Here is an 18,490-nt window from a genome sequence, read left to right as displayed (position 1 = left end):
CCGTTGCGGTGGAGGAGCATTCAACGTGGTTGAGGTCGCGACAGCCCTGCCTGCCCGATCCGCTGCCAGATCGGGGCATTCCGCTCGGCCAGGGTCGATCCCCATGCTCGATGCGCGTCGCGGTGGTTCCTACGCCGGCTGGACATCCGGCGCGGGGGACGAGGCCCGCCCGACGATTCCGGCCCGCCCCACCTCGCTGCGCCGCCGCATCCTCTACGCCACCCCCGAGATGGCCGATTTCGTGAAGACCGGCGGGCTCGGCGAGGTGTCGGCCGCCCTGCCCCGGGCCCTGGTGCCGCACTACGACATCCGCGTCCTGATTCCCGGCTACCGGCAGGTCCGCGCCGCCTTCCCGGAGATTCCGGTGGTCGCCCGCCTCGACGGGTTCGCGGGCGTGCCGCCCTGCGACCTCGGGCTGATCGAGGCGGCCGACGGGCTGCGCATCTACGTCCTCCTGAACCCCGAGCTCTACGAGCGCGACGGCACCCCCTACGGCGACCAGCACGGCGATTTCGGCGACAACGACCTGCGCTTCGCCCGCCTCAGCCTCGCGGCGGCGGAACTCGCCGCCGGCGCCGATCCCGATTGGGCCGCCGATCTCCTGCACCTCAACGACTGGCAGGCGGCCCTGGCGCCGGCCTACCTCGCCTGGCGCGGCCGGCGGGTGCCGAGCGTGCTGACGATCCACAACCTCGCCTATCAGGGCCTGTTTCCCCGGGACGCCCTGCCCCGGCTCGGCGTTCCCGAGACGGCCTTCCAGGTGGACGGGGCCGAGTTCTACGGCCAGCTCTCCTTCCTGAAGGCCGGCATCTTCTACGCCTCGCAGGTCACCACGGTGAGCGAGACCTACGCGCGGGAGATCCAGACCCCCGAGATGGGCTGCGGCCTCGACGGGCTCCTGCGCACCCGCGCCGGCCAGGGCCGGCTCGCCGGCATCCTCAACGGCATCGACGAGACCTGGGACCCGAGCACCGATTCGCACCTCGCTACGCGCTTCGAGGTCGACGACTGGAAGGGCAAGCGCGCCAACGCCGAGGCGGTGCGCCAGCAGTTCGGGCTGGCGGTCTCCCGCGGCCCGCTCTTCGCCATCGTATCGCGCCTCGTGCACCAGAAGGGCATCGACCTCAGCCTGCAGGCCGCCGAGGCGATCGTGGCCGAGGGCGGCCAGCTCGTGGTGATCGGCCAGGGCGAGGGCCGGTTCGAGCAGGCGCTCCGCGGGCTGGCCAAGCGCCATCCCGACGCGGTCGGCGTGCATGTCGGCTTCGAGGAGGCACAGGCCCGGCGGATGTTCGCGGGCAGCGACTTCCTGCTGATGCCCTCGCGCTTCGAGCCCTGCGGCCTCGCCCAGATGTACGCGCAGCGCTTCGGCTCCCTGCCGATCGTGCGCCGGACCGGGGGCCTCGCCGACACCGTCGAGGACGGGGTGACGGGCTTCACCTTCGGGGAAGCCTCGGCCGCGTCCTTCGGGGCGGCGGTCCGGCGGGCGCTGGAGGCCTTCGGCCAGAAGAAGCGCCTCAACGCCATGCGGCGGCGGGCCATGTCGGCCCGTTTCGGCTGGGACCAGGCGGCCGACAATTACGCCGGCCTCTACGGCCGCGCGATCGGCAACAGCACGGCGCTGCGCTGGCGGGCGGCCTGAGGCGACGCCCCACCGGGCGAGCGCCGTGCAGGCTTCCCGCTCCGTCCCGGGGGTGTTCTCCCGGGCCGCGAGCGTCTCGGCGCTTTGCATCTCGTCGGCGCACCTCGTCGACCTTGTCGGGGATGCCGCGCCCGATCCCGGCAGCGGCGTCGGCATGCGCCGACGCGGTGCTCGGGATGGCCGGCAGCGGCACGCGGGCCGGGATCGCGAGACGCCCCTCCGCCAGATCGGTGAAGGGGCTTTGTCGCGCGACCGGCACGCCGTCGTCTCAAGCCGCGCAGGTCCATTCCCGGAGGGCGCCGATCCCCGCGCCCTCCGGATGACGCGGCTCAGCCGTCCAGCAGGAAGATCATCGTGGCGAGCGGCGGCAGGGTCAGCGACAGGCTCTGCCCCTGGCCGTGGCTCGCCTCCGCGTCGGTGTGGCGGCCACCCTGGTTGCCCAGGTTCGTGCCGCCATAGACCCCGGCATCCGAGTTGAACGCCTCCCGGTAGAAGCCCGCCTGCGGGACGCCGATCCGGTAGCCCTCCCGCGGGACCGGCGTGAAGTTCGACACCACGATCGCGACCTCGCCGGGCTTGGCGCCCTTGCGGGCCCAGGCGATGACGCTGTTGTCCTGATCGTCCGCCACCAGCCACTGGAAGCCGGTATGCTCGACGTCGCGGCTGTGGAGGGCCGGGGTCGCGACGTAGAGCCGGTTCAGGTCACGGACCACGCTCTGGACGCCCTTGTGCAGGGGATCCTCCAGCAGGTGCCAGTCCAGGCTGTTGTCGTGGTTCCACTCGCGCTCCTGGCCGAACTCGCCGCCCATGAACAGCAACTTCTTGCCGGGATGCCCCCACATGAAGCCGTAATAGGCCCGGAGATTCGCGAATTTCTGCCAGCGGTCGCCCGGCATCTTGCCGAGGAGCGATCCCTTCCCGTGCACCACCTCGTCGTGGGAGAGCGGCAGGATGAAATTCTCCGAGAAGGCGTAGAGCAGCCCGAAGGTCAGGTTGTGGTGGTGGTAGCGGCGATGGATCGGATCCTCCTGCATGAAATGCAGGGTGTCGTGCATCCAGCCCATGTTCCACTTGAAGCCGAAGCCCAGGCCGCCCGTGTAGGTCGGATGGGAGACGCCGGGCCACGAGGTCGATTCCTCCGCCACCGTGATCGTCCCCGGGGCGTGGCTGTAGGTCGCCTCGTTGGTCTTGCGCAGGAAGTCGATGGCGTCGAGGTTCTCGTTGCCGCCGTACCGGTTCGGGATCCACTCGCCCTGGCGGCGGGAGTAGTCGAGGTAGAGCATCGACGCGACGGCATCCACGCGCAGGCCGTCGAGGTGGTAATGCTCCAGCCAGAACCGGGCGTTGGCGGCCAGGAACGTCGCGACCTCCGTGCGCCCGAAATTGTAGATGTAGGTGCCCCAATCCTGGTGGAAGCCCTGGCGCGGGTCGGCATGCTCGTAGAGGTGGGTCCCGTCGAACAGGCCGAGCCCGTGGGCATCCAGCGGGAAATGGCCCGGCACCCAGTCGAGCAGGACGCCGATGCCGGCCTCGTGGGCGGCGTCCACGAAGGCCGCGAAGTCGTCCGGCGTGCCGAAGCGGCTCGTCGGCGCGAACAGCGAGACCGGCTGGTAGCCCCAGGACCCGTCGAAGGGGAACTCGGTGATTGGCAGCATCTCGATATGGGTGAAGCCCATATCCTTGACGTAGGGGATCAGCCGGTCGCCGAGCTCCTTGTAGGTGAGGTAGCGGTTGCCCTCCTCGGGCACCCGCGCCCAGGAGCCGAGATGGACCTCGTAGACCGAGATCGCCGCGTGGCGCGGATCCTTGGCACCCCGGGTGGTCATCCAGCCGGAATCGCGCCAGTCGAACTCGCTGGTCCCGTGGGTGACCGAGGCGGTCTCCGGCGGGTGCTGGGCCGCGAAGGCCACGGGATCGGCCTTCAGCGGCACCAGGGCGCCGTCGGGCCCGCGGATCTCGAACTTGTAGCGCACGCCGGCCTTGAGGCCCGGCACGAACAGCTCCCAGATGCCGCCATCCTGCCAGAGCCGCATCGGGTGGCGCCGCCCGTCCCAGTCGTTGAAGTCGCCCACCACGCTGACCTTGCGGGCGTTCGGAGCCCAGACGGCGAAGCGGAAGCCGTCGATGCCGTCGAGCTGGCCCGACTGGGCGCCCAGCATCCGGTAGACGAGGTTGGTGCCGACCTCGCGCAGGGAGGCGACGTCGTACTGCTCGATCGACGAGCCGAAGCCGTAGGGGTCGTAGCGGCGGCGCTTGGTTCCGTCCCAGGACTCGACCTCGATCTCGTAGAGCGGCCGGCCCTCGCCCTCGACCCGGGCGACGTAGAACCCGTCCGGGTGGCGCTTCTCGAACGGCACGGTGCGGCCGTCCATCACCAGGGCGGCGGAGCGTGCCTCCGGCAGCACGGCGCGCACCTCCCAGGCCCCGGGTCCGACCCGGTGGGGACCGAGCACCGCGAAGGGATCGCCGTGGCGGGCGTCCATCAGCGCGGTGATCGCGTCCGGGTGGACGCTCGGCGGCTGCGCGGTGCCGCCGGAGCCCGGGACATCCGCGTGCGATGCCGCTCCCACTTCCGGATCGGCCCGCCTTGCGAAGGTCTCGTCGATCGCCGTCATTCAGTTGCTCCGGGCTCGTGTCCGTCCGTGTCCAGAATGGTGAGAACCCCACGGGCGGGGATTTCGATCCAGTCCGGCCGGTTGTTGGCTTCGTAATCGACCTCGTACAGGGCCTTGGTCAGCAGGCAGAGGCGCAGCAGCCGGGCCCCGGTATCCGGGTCGGTCACCGCCGCCCGCGACCCCGCCACGGCCGACTGGTAGCCGGTCAGGAACGCCGCCTCGATCATGCCCCGCCACGCGGCGGCGGCGTCCCGCGCCCGCTCCTCGGTGTCGCCGAACCGGGCGGCGATCTCGCGGGTCACGGTCTCGGCCCCGTACGCGAAGGAGCGCATCAGCCCGGCCACGTCGCGCAGCGGCATGGACTTGGCCCGGCGCTCGTCGGCCGGGCGCGAGGGCTCGCCCTCGAAGTCGACGATGATCAGGTCGCTCTCGGCGACCAGCACCTGCCCGAGATGGTAGTCGCCGTGGATGCGGGTCTTGTGGGCTCCCAGCGGCGGCTCGGCGGTGAGCACGTCGATCAGCGCCTCGACCTGCTGACGGCGCTGGCCGAGCTCCGCGCAGGCCGGCTTGCCGGCGTCGAGGCCCCGGTCGGCCAGGCCCTTGAGCGCCCGGAAGGCGCGCTCGGCCTGGTGGCGGGCGTCGCGCGCCAGCACCGCGAGATCGTCCTCCGTGAAGGGCTCGGCCGCGAAGGCCGGATCGTCGGTCTCGATCGCCAGCGCCGCGTGCATCTCGGCGGTGCGCCGCCCGAGCAGGTCCGCCCAGGGCCCGTGGGCCTGGAACGCCTCCGCGGGGGTGGCGGCCTCGCTCTCCGGGGTGAGCACCACGGTCTCGAAGTCCCGGCGCAGGCCCTCCAGCATCAGGGTCCAGGCGTCGCCCTGGTTCATGACGAACTTCTGGAGGACGGCGAGGGCCGTCCGGGTGCCATCCTCGGCGACGTGCTCGAGCGTGCCGAGCAGCGCGGGCGTATTGGAAAAGCCCGCCTCCTCGGTGAGGAAGCGCCCGACCTCGATCTCCGGGTGCGTGCCCGGCTGCAGGCGGCGCAGCAGCTTGAGCATCATCTTCGACCCGATGGCGATCGAGGTGTTGCTCTGCTCGGCCGAGAGCCGGCGGATGTCGGCCACGTCGACCGTGACCTCCGGGTCGAAGGCCGAGGTGGTGGAGAAGACCAGCCGTCCGCTCTCCGTGGGCAGCTCGGTGCCCCGGCGCATGTCCTCGATCAGGCAGGCCGCGAAGCTGTTGGAGCCGGCCGCGCCGTAGAGCAGGCCGGTGCGCGGGCCGCGCCGGACCCGGGCGACCGCGAAGGGCAGGAGCGTCTCGTCCTCGCGGCCCTCCTCGACCCCCACCGGCACGAAGTAGTCCTGGGTCTCGCCGGTGGCGAGCTGCACCTGCAGCCGCGGCAGCAGGAAGCGCGCGCTCCCGTCCCCGTCCTTCAGGGCGGCGCAGTCGATGACCTTCACGGCCCGGATCCGCGAGCCCTTGGCGCCGAACCAGCGCCGGCTCATCAGGAACGACGGCACCACCGTGCGCTCGAAGGCGACGCGCTCGCGGCCCGACATCAGGCTCTCGATGCCGCCGGTGAGCACCAGGGTGAACAGCTCCGGCGGCTCCTGCTGCGGGCCGACCACGCCGGAGCGCGCGGCGCTGAGCGAGAACCAGTAGAAGCCGTAGGACGGCAGGGTCAGCAGGTAGGGCAGGTCGCCGATCGGCGGGAACTCGGTGCCGCCGGTCAGCTCGATCGGCACCGCGGTGCGCAGCTCCGACAGGTCGAGCTGCACGGCCTGGGGCGCCCGGGACAGGTTGGCCACGCACAGGATCCGCTCGTCCTCGTGCTCGCGGATCCAGGCCAGCACCTTCCGGTTCGACGGATAGAGGAACTGGATCGTGCCGCGGCCGAGGGCGACGCTGTTGTTGCGGATCGCGATCATGCGCCGCGTCCAGTTCAGCAGGCTGGTCTGCGCCTGGGTCTGCGCCTCGACGTTGATGGCGTCGAAGCCGTAGATCGGATCCTGGATCGCCGGCAGGAACAGCCGCTGCGGGTTCGACCGGGAGAAGCCGCCGTTGCGGTCGGGCGACCATTGCATCGGCGTGCGCACGCCGTCGCGGTCGCCGAGGTAGATGTTGTCGCCCATGCCGATCTCGTCGCCGTAGTAGAGCACCGGCGTGCCGGGCATCGACAGGACGAGGGACTTCATCAATTCGATCTTGCGCCGGTCGTTCTCCAGGAGCGGCGCGAGGCGGCGGCGGATGCCGAGGTTGATCCGGGCGCGGCGCTCGGCGGCGTAGAACGACCAGAGGTAGTCGCGCTCTTCCGCCGTGACCATCTCGAGCGTCAGCTCGTCGTGGTTGCGCAGGAAGATCGCCCACTGGCAGCCCTCGGGGATCTCCGGGGTCTGGCGCATGATGTCGGTGATCGGGTGCCGGTCCTCCCGGGCGATCGCCATGTACATCCGCGGCATCAGCGGGAAGTGGAACGCCATGTGGCATTCGTCGCCGTCGCCGAAATACTGCGCCGTCTCCTCGGGCCACTGGTTGGCCTCGGCCAGAAGCATCCGGTCGGGGTAGCTGGCATCCAGCGCCGCCCGGATCTTCTTGATGACGTCATGCGTTTCGGAGAGGTTCTCGCAATTCGTGCCGTCGCGCTCGATCAGGTAGGGGATCGCGTCGAGGCGCAGCCCGTCGACACCCATGTCGAGCCAGTAGCGCATCGTGGCGATGACCGCGTCCAGCACCTTCGGGTTGTCGAAGTTCAGGTCGGGCTGGTGGCTGTAGAACCGGTGCCAGAAATACTGCTTGGCGACCGGGTCCCAGGTCCAGTTCGAGGCCTCGGTGTCGAGGAAGATGATCCGCGTGTCCCGGTACGGCTCGTCGGTGTCCGACCAGACGTAGAAGTCGCGCTCGGGCGAGCCGGGCGGGGCTTCCCGGGCGGCCTGGAACCAGGGGTGCTGGTCCGAGGTGTGGTTGATCACGAGTTCGGTGATCACCCGCAGGCCGCGCTCGTGCGCCGCCGCCACGAAGGCCCTGAAATCCTCCATGGTCCCGTAGGACGGGTTGATGCCCTCGTAATCGGCGATGTCGTAGCCGTCGTCGCGGAGCGGCGAGGGGTAGAACGGCATCAGCCAGATCGCCGTGACGCCGAGGTCGCGCACGTAGTCGAGGCGCTGGGTCAGGCCCACGAAATCGCCGATCCCGTCGTTGTTCGAGTCGAAGAACGACTTGACGTGGATCTGGTAGATGATGGCGTCACGGTACCATTGCGGGTCGCTGCGATCGATCATCGCGTCGCTGCCTCATCGGTCGAAGGGACTGGGACCGGCGGTCGGGACCGGCCGGGGCGCGGGCGGTCGGCCGCGCGGAGCCATGGTCGGCGACGGGCGGGCCCGTCGTCGGGATCAGGAATCATGGTCGAGTGCCACGGGCAGCCTCAGCCCGCAACCCGCCGCGGCGCCCGGAGGCGCCAGATGACGCAGGATCGCTCGGCCGGATCGAGGGCGATGCGGTGGGATTTGCCCCGCAGCTCGAACGTGTAGCCCTGGAGCAGATCCTCAACCTCCACGGCGCCGTCGTCGGGCAGGCCCAGCAGCCAGAGCGGCACCTCGTAGGTGCATTCCTGGCGGTTCTTCGGATCGAGGTTCACCATGGTGAAGACGCAGTTGTCGCCCTCCGGCGTCGTCTTGGCGTAGGCGATGATGTTGTCGTTCCAGGCGCCCGTGAAGGTGACGTTGCGGAAGTCCCAGAGGGCGGGGTTCTCGCGCCGGATCTTGTTCAGCTTGACGATGTGGTCGCGGATGTTGCCGGGCCGGTCGTAGTCCCAGGCCTTCAGCTCGTATTTCTCGGAATTCAGATACTCCTCCTTGCCGGGATACGGCGCGGCCTCGCACAATTCGAAGCCGTTGTAGATGCCGTAGACCGACGAGAGGGTTGCGGCGAGCGTGCCGCGGATGACGAAGCCCGCGCGTCCGCTGGTCTGAAGGAAGTAAGGATTGATGTCGGGGGTGTTCGCAAAGAAATTGGGGCGGTAGTATTCGCCCATCGGGCCGGCCAACTCCAGGGCGTAGTCGGTCAGCTCCTGCTTGGTGTTGCGCCACGTGAAGTAGGTGTAGCTCTGCTGGTAGCCGGCCTTGGCGAGCTTCATCATCATCTTCGGCCGGGTGAAGGCCTCGGCGAGGAAGATCGCGTCCGGATACCGGCCGTTGACCTCGCCGATCACCCATTCCCAGAACGGGATCGGCTTGGTGTGCGGGTTGTCGACCCGGAAGATGCGCACGCCCCGCGCGCACCAGCCGAGGAGGATGTCGCGCAATTCGATCCACAGCGAGGGCAGGGCGCCACCGTAGAAGTGGACGTTCGAGATGTCCTCGTACTTCTTCGGGGGGTTCTCGGCGAACTTGAGCGTGCCGTCGGGGCGCCACTCGAACCATTCGGGGTGGTTCTTGATCCAGGGATGGTCCGGCGAGCACTGGATCGCGAAGTCGAGGGCGATCTCCATCCCGTAGGCGTGGCTCGCCGCCACCAGCCGCTCGAAATCCGCGAGGGTGCCGAGGTCGGGATGCACGGCCTCGTGGCCGCCCTCCTCGGCGCCCACCGCGTAGACCGAGCCGACATCGCCGGGCTCGGCCTTGAGGGTGTTGTTCTTGCCCTTGCGGTTGGTGCGGCCCACGGGGTGGATCGGCGTGAAGTAGAGGACGTCGAAGCCGAGCTCGCGGATCTCCGGCAGGCGCCGGATCACGTCGTCGAAGGTGCCGTGGCGGTTCACGTCCATCGACTGGGACCGCGGAAAGATCTCGTACCAGGCGGAGAACCGGGCCGCGAGGCGGTCGGCGATCACCGGCAGGGTCACGGGATAGCGGGTGAGGTTCACCCGCTCGGCGTTCCTGCGCACGAGGCCCGACGCGTCGGGGGCCAGGATCCGGTCGAGCTGGGCGGCCGAGCCCGTCTCCTCGGCGGCGAGCGCCGCCACCAGGGCGGCGAGGCGCTCGGCGTCGCGGCCGCCGCGGGTGCGGGCGAGGGACGCGGCGGTCCCGACCAACGCCACGCCCTCGATCGTCTCGAGGCGCACGTCGATCCCGGCAGCGCGCTTCTTGAGGGTGTCGCGCACCCAGGACGAGAAGGCGTCGCGCCACGCGATCAGGGTGAACTCGTAGCGGGCGTTGCGCTCCAGGGGGAAGTGCCCGGCCCAGCGGTCGTTGTCGACGAAGACCATCGGGTCCTCGCGCCACGCCTCGCCGCCGGCGACCCGCGACAGGATCGCGGCGGCGATGATCTCGTGGCCGTCGGAGAAGATGTCGGCCTCGACCCGCAGGGATTCGCCGACGATCCGCTTCACCGCCGAGCGGCCGCCGTCGAGCTCGGGGCTGACCGCCTCGATCACCACCCGCCCCTCGCCGTCCGGGGTGCCGCGCTCCGGCTGCCGGGCGACCTGCTGGGCGCCGGCCGCCAGGATGCGCAGCTCTCCGGGGCGCAGGTCGATGGCGCTGCCGGGATGGAAGGCGATCGGCTCGGCCTCGGGCGTCCGGTCGACGAAGGCGCCGAGCATGCCGCCGGTGCGGGCGATCAGCGCGCCCGCATCCACCGGCACCGGCTTGCCGGTGGGGTTGTAGAGCACGATCAGCCCGTGCCGGGCCGAGGCCGGATGGCCGGTATCGAAGCGGCCGAGCGCCACGCAGTCGCTGTCGGGGGCCGAGAGGCGGATCTGCGCGCCCTCGACATTGGCGGCCGGCAGCTCCGCCCGCAGGGCGTTGATCGCCCGGACATAGCCGGAGATGTCGATGCCGGTCTCGGTCTCGCGGTCGCGCGGGGTGGTCTCGACCACGTGCAGCGCCCGGCGGTAGCCCCACTCGTAGCCGATCGGCATCAGCACGCCGGCCGAGAAGAAGGCGGCGAGCGCGTAGCGGGTGCGCAGATGCGCCGCCACCGCTTCCGGGCCGCCGCCGATCTCGGCGGCGAGCCGCGTCATGTCGTGGTTTTCCGGGAAGGCGATGGAGGGCGCCAGCACCCGCAGGCGCTCGTACTGCTCGAGCGCCCAGGGCTTCTTCAGGTCCCACCACGCGAAGGAGTTGAACAGGTAGTCGAAGCCGGCCCCCGCCGTGGCGCGGGCCTCCTCGAAGGTGCAGCCCAGGGTCTCGGCGGCGAACAGGCAGGCGGGAGCGCGCCCCTTGGCCTCCCCGATCAGGACGCGCCAGGTCTCCGGCGGCACCTTGTAGGCGGCATCGCAGCGGAACCCGGCCACGCCGAGCCCCTGGAGCCGGGCGACGTAGGCGCCCCAGATCCGGGTCAGCTCATCCCGGGCGGCCGGCGTGTGGTAGTCGAGCTCGGCCAGATCGCCCCAGACGGTGCGGATCGACGGGTCGTCCGGGTCGACCGCCGCCGGGTGCATGATCGAGCCGTCGGGCTCCTTCATGAACAGGTCGGGCCGCTCGGTGGCCAGCCGCGCGTTGTCGGCGGTGTGGTTGATGACGAGGTCGGTCATCACCGACAGGCCGGCCGCCTGGGCGGCGGCGCAGAAGCCGCGGATCTGATCGTCGTCCGGCGTGCCGTCAGGATCGCGGAAGCGCTCGTCGAGGCGCTCCGGATCGGCCACCGCGTAGAGGCTGCGCGAGCCGCCGGTCTGGTGGAACGGATTGAGGTAGATCCAATCGAAGCCGAGGCTGGCGATCCGCGGCAGCTCGGCCGTCCAGTCCGAGACGCGCCCGACCAGGAGCGGGAACAGGTTGTAGATCCGCGGCCCCGCGGCGCGGGGCGCCAGCCCGGCCGGCAGGACGGCCTCGGCCCCGGTCGTCGCAGCGGCTTTGGTCGGTGCGTTCATGCTGGCTTCTGGCTCCCGTTCCTGTGTCGTAACGCCCGAACAGCCCGGGCGTGCCTCGCGGTGCGGTCCGACTTGTCTCAGCAGCGTTGCATGACAAGCCTGCGGAGGGGCGCGCTTGCCCCGTGCCCGGCCTCCCCCCTCTCCGGGGGCGGATGGCCCGCGACGCGGGCCGGGCACGGGGAGCGACGGCGCAGGCTGGGGCTGTGCCTTCCCTGCGGATCGCGCCCCTTCCTGAACCCGCCCCCTCCTCTGCTGACCCGCGCGGAGGCGAGGGCCGCCACCCCCAACCGGGGGTGGGAGGGAGAGGCGGATCCGGCTGCCCTCAAAGGTCCCGCCGCAGCACCGCGTAGGGCAGGTCGCGCAGGAGTTCGCCGAGATCGGCGCCCTCCCCCGCCACAATCCGCCCCGAGACGAGGTCCCGCCAGCGCGTGCCCGCCCCGAACTCGACCCGGGTGCCCGCGAAGGCCTCCCCCGACCAGCCCGCCTCGCCGACGAAGCCGGCCACCAGGCGCGGCACCGCCACGAACAGGTCGCCACCCTCCTGGACGGGATCGGTCCGCCGGTAGGCGATGACGTGGGCGGCCCGCATCCCCGTCGCCGTGACCGGCTCGTAGGCGGCGCTGGCGTAGAAGTCCGGGCGCTCGGCCCGCTCGGCGAGCAGCCGCGCGAGGGTCGCCTGCTTGACCCGCCCGTCCGGCCAGTGCGCCAGCAGCGCCGCGGGCGCCCCGCCCGTCTCCAGCATCCGCTCCAGCGCCGGGTAGTCCACCGGGCGGCGGTTGTCGGGGTCCACGAAGGAGAAGTCCCACACCTCCGTGCCCTGGTAGGTGTCAGGCAGGCCCGGCAGAGTGCATTTCAGGACCGTCCGGCCGAGGCTCGCCAGCATGCCGAGATGGGCGAGCCGCCGGGCGAAGGGCCGGAGTTCGGTCAGGAACTCCGAGCCCGGGGCGATCAGGGCGGTGAACAGCTTCCGGACCGCGCCCTCGTAGACCTCGTCGACGTTGACCCAGCTCGACCGGCGTTTGCCCTCGCGCATGGCCTTCTCGCCGTAGGCGATGAGCCGGTCGCGGAACTCCGCGATCGCACCGGATTCCCCCCGCTCCAGCAGGTCCAGCGGCCAAGCGCCCAGGATCGCCTGGAAGAACATCCACTGGTCGTTGGCGTCGGGGGCCGGCTCGCCGTCGATGCGGGCGAGATGCGGACCGGCGGTGCGCTGCCACAGGTCCCAGGCCTTGGCCCATTCCTCCGGGATCTCCGACAGGGCCAGCAGCCGGGTGCGGGCATCCTCGCCGCGCTTGGTGTCGTGGGTCGCCGTGGTGATCATGGCGCTCGGCCAGTCGCGGGCGCGGGCGGTCTGCAGGTCGTGGAAATGCTCCGCGTCGATGCCGTACTCGCCCGGATCGCCGCCGACCTCGTTGAGACCGAGCAGGCAACTGTACCGGTAGAACAGCGTGTCCTCCAGGCTCTTGGCCATGACCGGGCCGGTGAGCTGCTGGAACCGGCGGCGGAAGCGCAGGACCACCCGCGGGTCCGGCCGGCCCGGACCCACCGTCTCGATGCGCCCGAGCAGGACGTCGGCGGCGAAGTCGTGGACCGAGCGGTCCGGCAGGCTCGACCAGCGCTTGGCCTTGGCGACCGCGCCCTCGATGAGGCGCACGTCCTCGGGCTCGACATCCCCATCCTCCAGCTCCGGCGGCAGGTAGCTCCGGTAGGTCGGGAAGCGCGCGATGACCTCGATCAGCGCCCGGCGGAGCGCGTTGACGGTGAAGTCGCGGGTGCGCCGGTCGGCGTCGGCGACCTCCTTGAGGTCGGTGGTCAGCACCTCCAGCTCGCTGGCGAAGCTGATCTCCAGGATCTCGGCCTTGGCGGCCCGGAGCTGGAAGCCGTAGGGCTCGTCGAAGCCCGTCGCCCAGGTGTAGAGGCGCTCGACCTTCCCGCGCCGGGTCTTGTCGACCAGGATCCCGTCGAGCTGGTTGAGCACGTCGTAGCCCGTGGTCCCGGCCACCGGCCAGGGCCGCAGCCGCTCCCCGGGCTCGAGGATCTTCTCCACCACCACGTAGAAGCCCGGCCCGACGGCCGCCTGCAGCGCCCGCGCGTAGCCCAGCGGGTCGGCGAGCCCGTCGATGTGGTCGATGCGCAAGCCGTCGATCCGGCCCTCGCGGACGTGCCGGAACACGGTCTCGTGCGAGCGGTGGAAGATGTCGGACAGCTCGACCCGTAGGCCGGCCAGGGAGTTCACGTCGAAGAAGCGGCGGTAGTTGATGTCGCTCGACGCCACCCGCCAATGGGCCAGCCGGTAGGCCTGCGCCTCCAGGAGCCGGTGCAGCGGCCCGAAGCTGTCCGGGCGGCCCTTGAAGCCGTTGAGCAGGGCCAGCGTGCTGGCGGTGGCCTCCTGGATCAGCGGCGACACGCCGTAGATCTCGGCCAGGCGGCGCTTCAGACCCTCGGCCTCCTCGGGGAAGCCCCGTCTCCGGGTCTCGTCGGTGTCGATCGACATGGCCCGCAGGCGCTCGGAGATCGCGAGCAGCTCCGCGGTGGTGTCGTCGTCCACGGCCCCGATGGCGGCGATGACCCGGTTGAGGATGGTCGGGTAGCTGAGCGGCCGGATCGGTAGCTGGTGCTCGTAGTGCCAGACGCTGAAGGCGCCCGTCTCGGGGTCGAACCTCAGCTCCAGCGTGCCCTTCTCCAGGGCCTCGCCGTAGCGGTCGCCGAGGAACGGGATCACGAGGTTGCGCCCGGCCCCGAGCCGCTGCCAGTCGATGTCGAAGGCGTCGGCGAACGGGGACAGGGAGCCCCATTCCAGGACCGAGAGCCACCACGGGTTGTCGGCGCCGCCGACCCCCATGTGGTTCGGGACGATGTCGAGGAGGAGCTTGATCCCGTGGGCGTGGAGCGTCTCGGAGAGGCGGATGAAGCCGTCCTCGCCGCCGAGCTCCGGGTTGATCGCGCCGTGGTCGACGATGTCGTAGCCGTGGGTCGAGCCGGGTCGCGCCTTCTGGAGGGGCGAGGCGTAGACGTGGCTGATCCCGAGCCGGTGCAGGTAGGGGACGATCCGGCCCGCATCCGCGAAGGTGAAGTCCTTGTGGAACTGCAGCCGGTAGGTCGAGCGCGGCGGCGGCGAGGCGAGCCGCGCGGCGCCCGAGCGCGGACCCCGCGCCTCCGCCGAGAGGGAAGCCGCGAGCTTCGCCAGCGGGCCGCCGGGGGTGGCGATGTCCACGAGGTCCCGGTCGAGCTTGCGCCGCCAGTTCGGGTAGCCCTCCGTCGAGCCCGGCACGTTCGCCTGCGCGAGTTCGGAGACCACGTCCTCGTACTGGACGGCGGTGAGCATCGAGGGCGCGCGGGCGAGGTAGCGGGCGGCGGCCTCGAAGGGCGCGGCATCCGGCGGCTCGGCGGAGGGGAGCAGCTGCTCAGCCGCCAGTGCCTCGGCGAGGCGGCGGCGCTCGACCACGCGCTCGGCCCGCTCGGTCTCGGCCCGATCCTGGTCGTAGAGGCCGAGCGACTGGCGGGTGTCGGTGTCGACGCCGCGCCACCAGCCCACGAAGGTCGGCAGGTCGTGGGTGGTGATGGCGGTCAGCGCGTCCCGCGGATAGGCGGAGGGCGGCTTGAACCGGCCCTCGGCCTCGCGCTCGAAGGCGAGGATCCGGTAGCTCAGCACCCCGGCCCGCATCAGCGCGTCGGAGAAGCCCTCCGGGGCGGTGCCGAGATCCTCCGCGATGACGAGGCACTTGTTGCGGTGGCTCTCCAGCCGCAGCACCGCCAGCATCGGCTCGAACGGCATGGCCACGTAGGCGCCGGCCTGGGCGCCCGCGCCCAGCGGGATCAGGAACAGGCGGGCGAGCTGGAAGGCGTGGTCGATGCGGATCGCGCCGGCGTGGCGCATGTTGGCCTGGACCAGGGCGCGGAAGGCCGCGAGCCCGTCACGCTCCATCGCCAGCGGGTCGAAGGCCGGCAGGCCCCAGTTCTGACCCTTGGGGGCCAGCAGGTCCGGCGGCGCGCCGATCGACACCCGGTCGGCGAAGCGCTCGGGATGGGACCAGATCTCGGAGCCGCCCCGGTCGGCGCCGACCGCGAGGTCGCGGTATAGCCCGACCCGCATGCCGGCGCCGAGCGCCGCCGCGGAGGCCTCGGCGAGCTGCCGGTCGGCGAGGTATTGCAGCCACGCGTGGTAGCCGACCAGTTCCGCGTTCTCCGCCGCGAAGCTCCGCACCGCCCCGGTGCCGGCGCGACGGAACGCCTCCGGCCAGTCGCCCAGCCACTGGGCGCCCTGCTGGCGGAAATGCTCGGACAGCGCCTCGAACACGGCGTGGGCTTCGAGATCCTGGCCGCCTTCCTGGCGGAAGCGCTCGAAGCCCGCGTCGGTGCCGGCCCGCGCCGGGGACTCCGCCCAGAGGGCGCGCAGCACCGGGTCGAGCACGTCGTGCACGCCCTGGTGGTCGACCAGCGCCGCCTCGCGGAGCGCCGTGATCGCGTCGGCGCGCTCGTCCAGCAGCGCCTCGGCCCGGGACCCGGCGAGCCCCGGCAGGTTGCGCGGGGCGATGAACAGCGTCTCGAGGAACAGGCGCGAGGACGGCGAGTAGGGCGAGATCTTGGTCCGGTCGGAGCCGAACAGGGCGTGGACCGGGCTGAGGCCCAGGAACGCCGCCCCGCGCAAGGCCGCCTCCCGGGCGGCCTCGCCGGCATCCGCGTAGGTGCCGATGCCGATATTGGTGCCCGAGCGCAGGCCGTAGAGCTGGGCGGCCATGCCCCAGTCGGAGGCGCCCTCCTCCGTGTAGGGGCGCGGGCGCCAGCAGCGCTGCGGCGCGGCGATCACCCAGGATTCCGTGCGGGTCTGGCCGGCCTGCACGGTGAGGCGGTGGTAGCCCGGGGTCAGCGGCGGCAGCTCGAAGCCGGGCTCGGACCCGTGCGGGTTGGCCCGCCCCTCGCGGGCGGTGCCGCGCTCGTCCACGAGGCGCCAGACCAGGGTGTGGGGCGCGCCGTCGCGGAGGCGCACCGGGACGCGCGCGGCGCGGCGGGCCTCCACGGGCAGGAGCGGCGGGATCAGGCCGCGGCGCAGGCTCTCGACCCGTTCGAGGCTCTCGGCCACCGCCGCCGCGTCATCGACCGCGAAGCCGAGCGCCGCGAGCAGGCCGCCACGGACCTCCAGCGGCGTCTCGACGGGCTTGCCGAAGGCGTCGGTGTAGCCGGCCGCGACGCCGACCAAGTCGGCGAGCTGTTCCAGGGCGCTCACGAGCGGGACTCCGTCAGGAACAGGCCGGTCCAGGGGGGCAGGTCGCGTCCGGTCCCGTCAGGCGCGTTGGTCCAGACCACCCGGGCGCCGTTGGAATCGAGGGCGAACGGCTCCGCCCCGACATTGGCGACGAAGCGCAGGGTGCCGGCGCCGAAGCGCCACGTGCAGTCGACCACGTCCGCGCGCGGCATCGTGGCGGCGGCGCCGTCGTAGCCGGATTTCGCCAGGGGCACGACCACGTCGCGGCGCAGCCCGAGGAGCCGCGTCGTCTCGGCCAGCACCTCCCGGTGGGGCGAGCGCCCCCGCTCGGACCAGTCGAGCTTCGAGGCCTCGAAGGTCTCCCGCTCGGTGGGATCGGGGATCTTCGACGTGTCGTCCGCGAACGCCGCGAAGCTCTTGAACTCCCGGCGCCGGCCGTCGCGCACCGCCTTGTTCAGGTCCTCGTCCGGCGCGAAGTCGACGAAGAACAGGAACGGCGCCGAGGCCGACCATTCCTCGCCCATCCAGAGCATCGGGATCTGCGGCGCCAGCAGGAGGCCGGCCCGGGCGAGGTCGAGTTTCTTCGGATCGGCCAGATGGTTGAGCCGCTCGCCCAAGGCGCGGTTGCCGACCTGATCGTGGTTCTGCAGGAAGGTCACGAAGGCGGAGGGCGGCAGGTGCCCGGAGGGCTCGCCGCGCGGGTGGTTATCGAGGGTCGCGAACGGCTCGCCCTGGTAGGCGAACCCCTCGGCGAGGCAGCGGGCGAGGTGCGCGACCGGTTTGTCGGCGAAGCTTTTATAGTAGCCGGCATCCTCGCCGGTCAGCAGGACGTGCCAGCAATGGTGCAGGTCGTCGGCCCACTGGGCGTCGTGCATCTTCGGCCGGCCGGCGGCGTCGCGCTCCAGCCAGCGGGCCTGGTTGGCCTCGTTCTCCAGCATCAGGTGGATCTGGCGGTCCGGGAAGACCTTCCGGACCGTCTCGCCGAGTTCGGCCAGGAAGTGACGGGGCGAATCGTCGAGGATCGCGTGGACGGCGTCGAAGCGCAGGCCGTCGAAGCGGTACTCCTCCAGCCAGTACAGGGCGTTCTGGATGAAGAACTGCCGCACCGTGGCGCCGCTCTCCTTGCCGTCGAAGTTGATGCCCGCGCCCCAGGGGGTCTGGTGGCGCTCGGTGAAGAAGGTCTTGGCGTAGGCGTGGAGATAGTTCCCGGCCGGTCCGAAGTGGTTGTAGACCGCGTCGAGATAGACCATCAGCCCGAGCCCGTGGGCGGCGTCGACCAGGCGCTTGAGATCGTCCGGGCGGCCGTAGGCGCCGTCGGGGGCGTAGGGCTGCACGCCGTCGTAGCCCCAGTTGCGCGAGCCCTTGAAGTCGGCGAGCGGCAGCAGCTCGATGGCGGTGACGCCGAGCGCCTTGAGGTCGGGCAGCCGCGCCTGCAGGCCGGCATAGGTGCCCTCCGGCGTCGCGGTGCCGACATGGCACTCGTAGATCACCGCCTCCTCGAACGGCCGCCCGGCCCAGGTCTCGTCGGACCATTCGAAGGCGCGCGGGTCGATGACCTCGCTGAGGCCCGAGACGTCCTCCGGCTGGAAGCGCGAGGCGGGGTCGGGGGCGACGAGGTCGCCGTCGATGCGGAAGCCGTAGCGGGCGCCGGGCTTCACCCCGGGCAGGGCGGTGCGACGCCAGCCGCCGCCGGATTCGGGCAGGGGATGGTCGATGCCGTCGACGACGAGGTCGACGCTCTTGGCGGTGGGCGCCCAGAGGGCGAAGCGGACGCCGCCCTCGACCATCTCGGCCCCGAATTCCATGCTGTGGGCGCGCCGCATCGGGCCACCGTCCTCGTCATTGGCCGCGCGCACCGGGGCGCAAGCGCGGCAGGATCTACCAGTGGTGGGAGAAGGCCCCGGGCTCGTTCCGGTTCCCGCAGCGCAGCTATGGCGGGATGGGCGTGTGGCAATGGGGACGCGGCGGGGGCGACGGGATCTGCGCGCGCGATCTCCCTCGCCGGGGACGCGAGAGCCCCCGGTCCGGCCATCCGCCGGGAACCCGCGTCGCGTGCACGCGCGCCCTCGACGGCCCACCCGACGGGCCGAAGCGCGGCCGCGACCCCGAAGGAGACCTCGAAGGAGACCTCGGAGGAGGTTTTGACGGAGCCCTCCGGCCGCGGGCGGTGCCTGTGGGATGCCATCGGGTCCCGCTGAGGCGGGCATCCCGGGATGGGGAGGGATCGTGCC

Annotated in this window: 6 protein-coding genes; 1 reads left to right on the top strand and 5 read right to left on the bottom strand. The window is 71.5% G+C overall.

Annotated features, from left to right (window positions below; translation table 11 throughout):
- Positions 1-103: 103 nt before the first annotated feature.
- Complete coding sequence (gene glgA / locus MFF58_RS15840) at positions 104-1,639, top strand: glycogen synthase GlgA (RefSeq protein ID WP_238289640.1); 1,536 nt, start codon at positions 104-106, stop codon at positions 1,637-1,639.
- Positions 1,640-1,968: 329 nt separating this feature from the next.
- Here glgA and glgB read toward each other — a convergent pair whose 3' ends face one another.
- The 5 genes from glgB to treZ form a co-directional block, all read right to left on the bottom strand.
- On the bottom strand, positions 1,969-4,254 hold the full coding sequence (gene glgB / locus MFF58_RS15835; protein ID WP_238289638.1) for a 1,4-alpha-glucan branching protein GlgB: 2,286 nt from the start codon (positions 4,252-4,254) through the stop codon (positions 1,969-1,971).
- Entirely contained in the window at positions 4,251-7,529 is a 3,279-nt protein-coding gene (gene treS, locus MFF58_RS15830) for a maltose alpha-D-glucosyltransferase (protein ID WP_238289637.1), read from the bottom strand. The genes glgB and treS overlap by 4 nt, the downstream gene beginning before the upstream one ends.
- Positions 7,530-7,675: 146 nt before the next feature.
- Positions 7,676-11,056 (bottom strand): maltotransferase domain-containing protein, encoded by a 3,381-nt coding sequence (locus MFF58_RS15825; RefSeq protein ID WP_238289635.1) that lies wholly within the window; start codon positions 11,054-11,056, stop codon positions 7,676-7,678.
- 322 nt (positions 11,057-11,378) lie between these two features.
- Positions 11,379-16,280, bottom strand: coding sequence for a malto-oligosyltrehalose synthase (locus MFF58_RS15820; protein ID WP_238289633.1), 4,902 nt, complete (start codon positions 16,278-16,280; stop codon positions 11,379-11,381).
- Positions 16,277-18,082 carry a malto-oligosyltrehalose trehalohydrolase gene (gene treZ, locus MFF58_RS15815; protein WP_238289630.1) on the bottom strand — a complete coding sequence of 602 codons (1,806 nt, stop codon included), beginning with the start codon at positions 18,080-18,082 and terminating at the stop codon, positions 16,277-16,279. Before treZ ends, MFF58_RS15820 begins: the two co-directional genes overlap by 4 nt.
- Positions 18,083-18,490 lie beyond the last annotated feature (408 nt).

It is taken from the genome of Methylobacterium longum, assembly GCF_022179385.1.
GTDB lineage: Bacteria > Pseudomonadota > Alphaproteobacteria > Rhizobiales > Beijerinckiaceae > Methylobacterium > Methylobacterium longum.
This window is presented reverse-complemented; position numbering and strand designations above follow the sequence as displayed.

Coding starts and splice junctions, on each gene's coding strand:
- glgA (WP_238289640.1), top strand. CDS start 104: ATGCTCGATGCGCGTCGCGGTGGTTCCTACGCCGGCTGGACATCCGGC.
- glgB (WP_238289638.1), bottom strand. CDS start 4,254: ATGACGGCGATCGACGAGACCTTCGCAAGGCGGGCCGATCCGGAAGTG.
- treS (WP_238289637.1), bottom strand. CDS start 7,529: ATGATCGATCGCAGCGACCCGCAATGGTACCGTGACGCCATCATCTAC.
- MFF58_RS15825 (WP_238289635.1), bottom strand. CDS start 11,056: ATGAACGCACCGACCAAAGCCGCTGCGACGACCGGGGCCGAGGCCGTC.
- treZ (WP_238289630.1), bottom strand. CDS start 18,082: ATGCGGCGCGCCCACAGCATGGAATTCGGGGCCGAGATGGTCGAGGGC.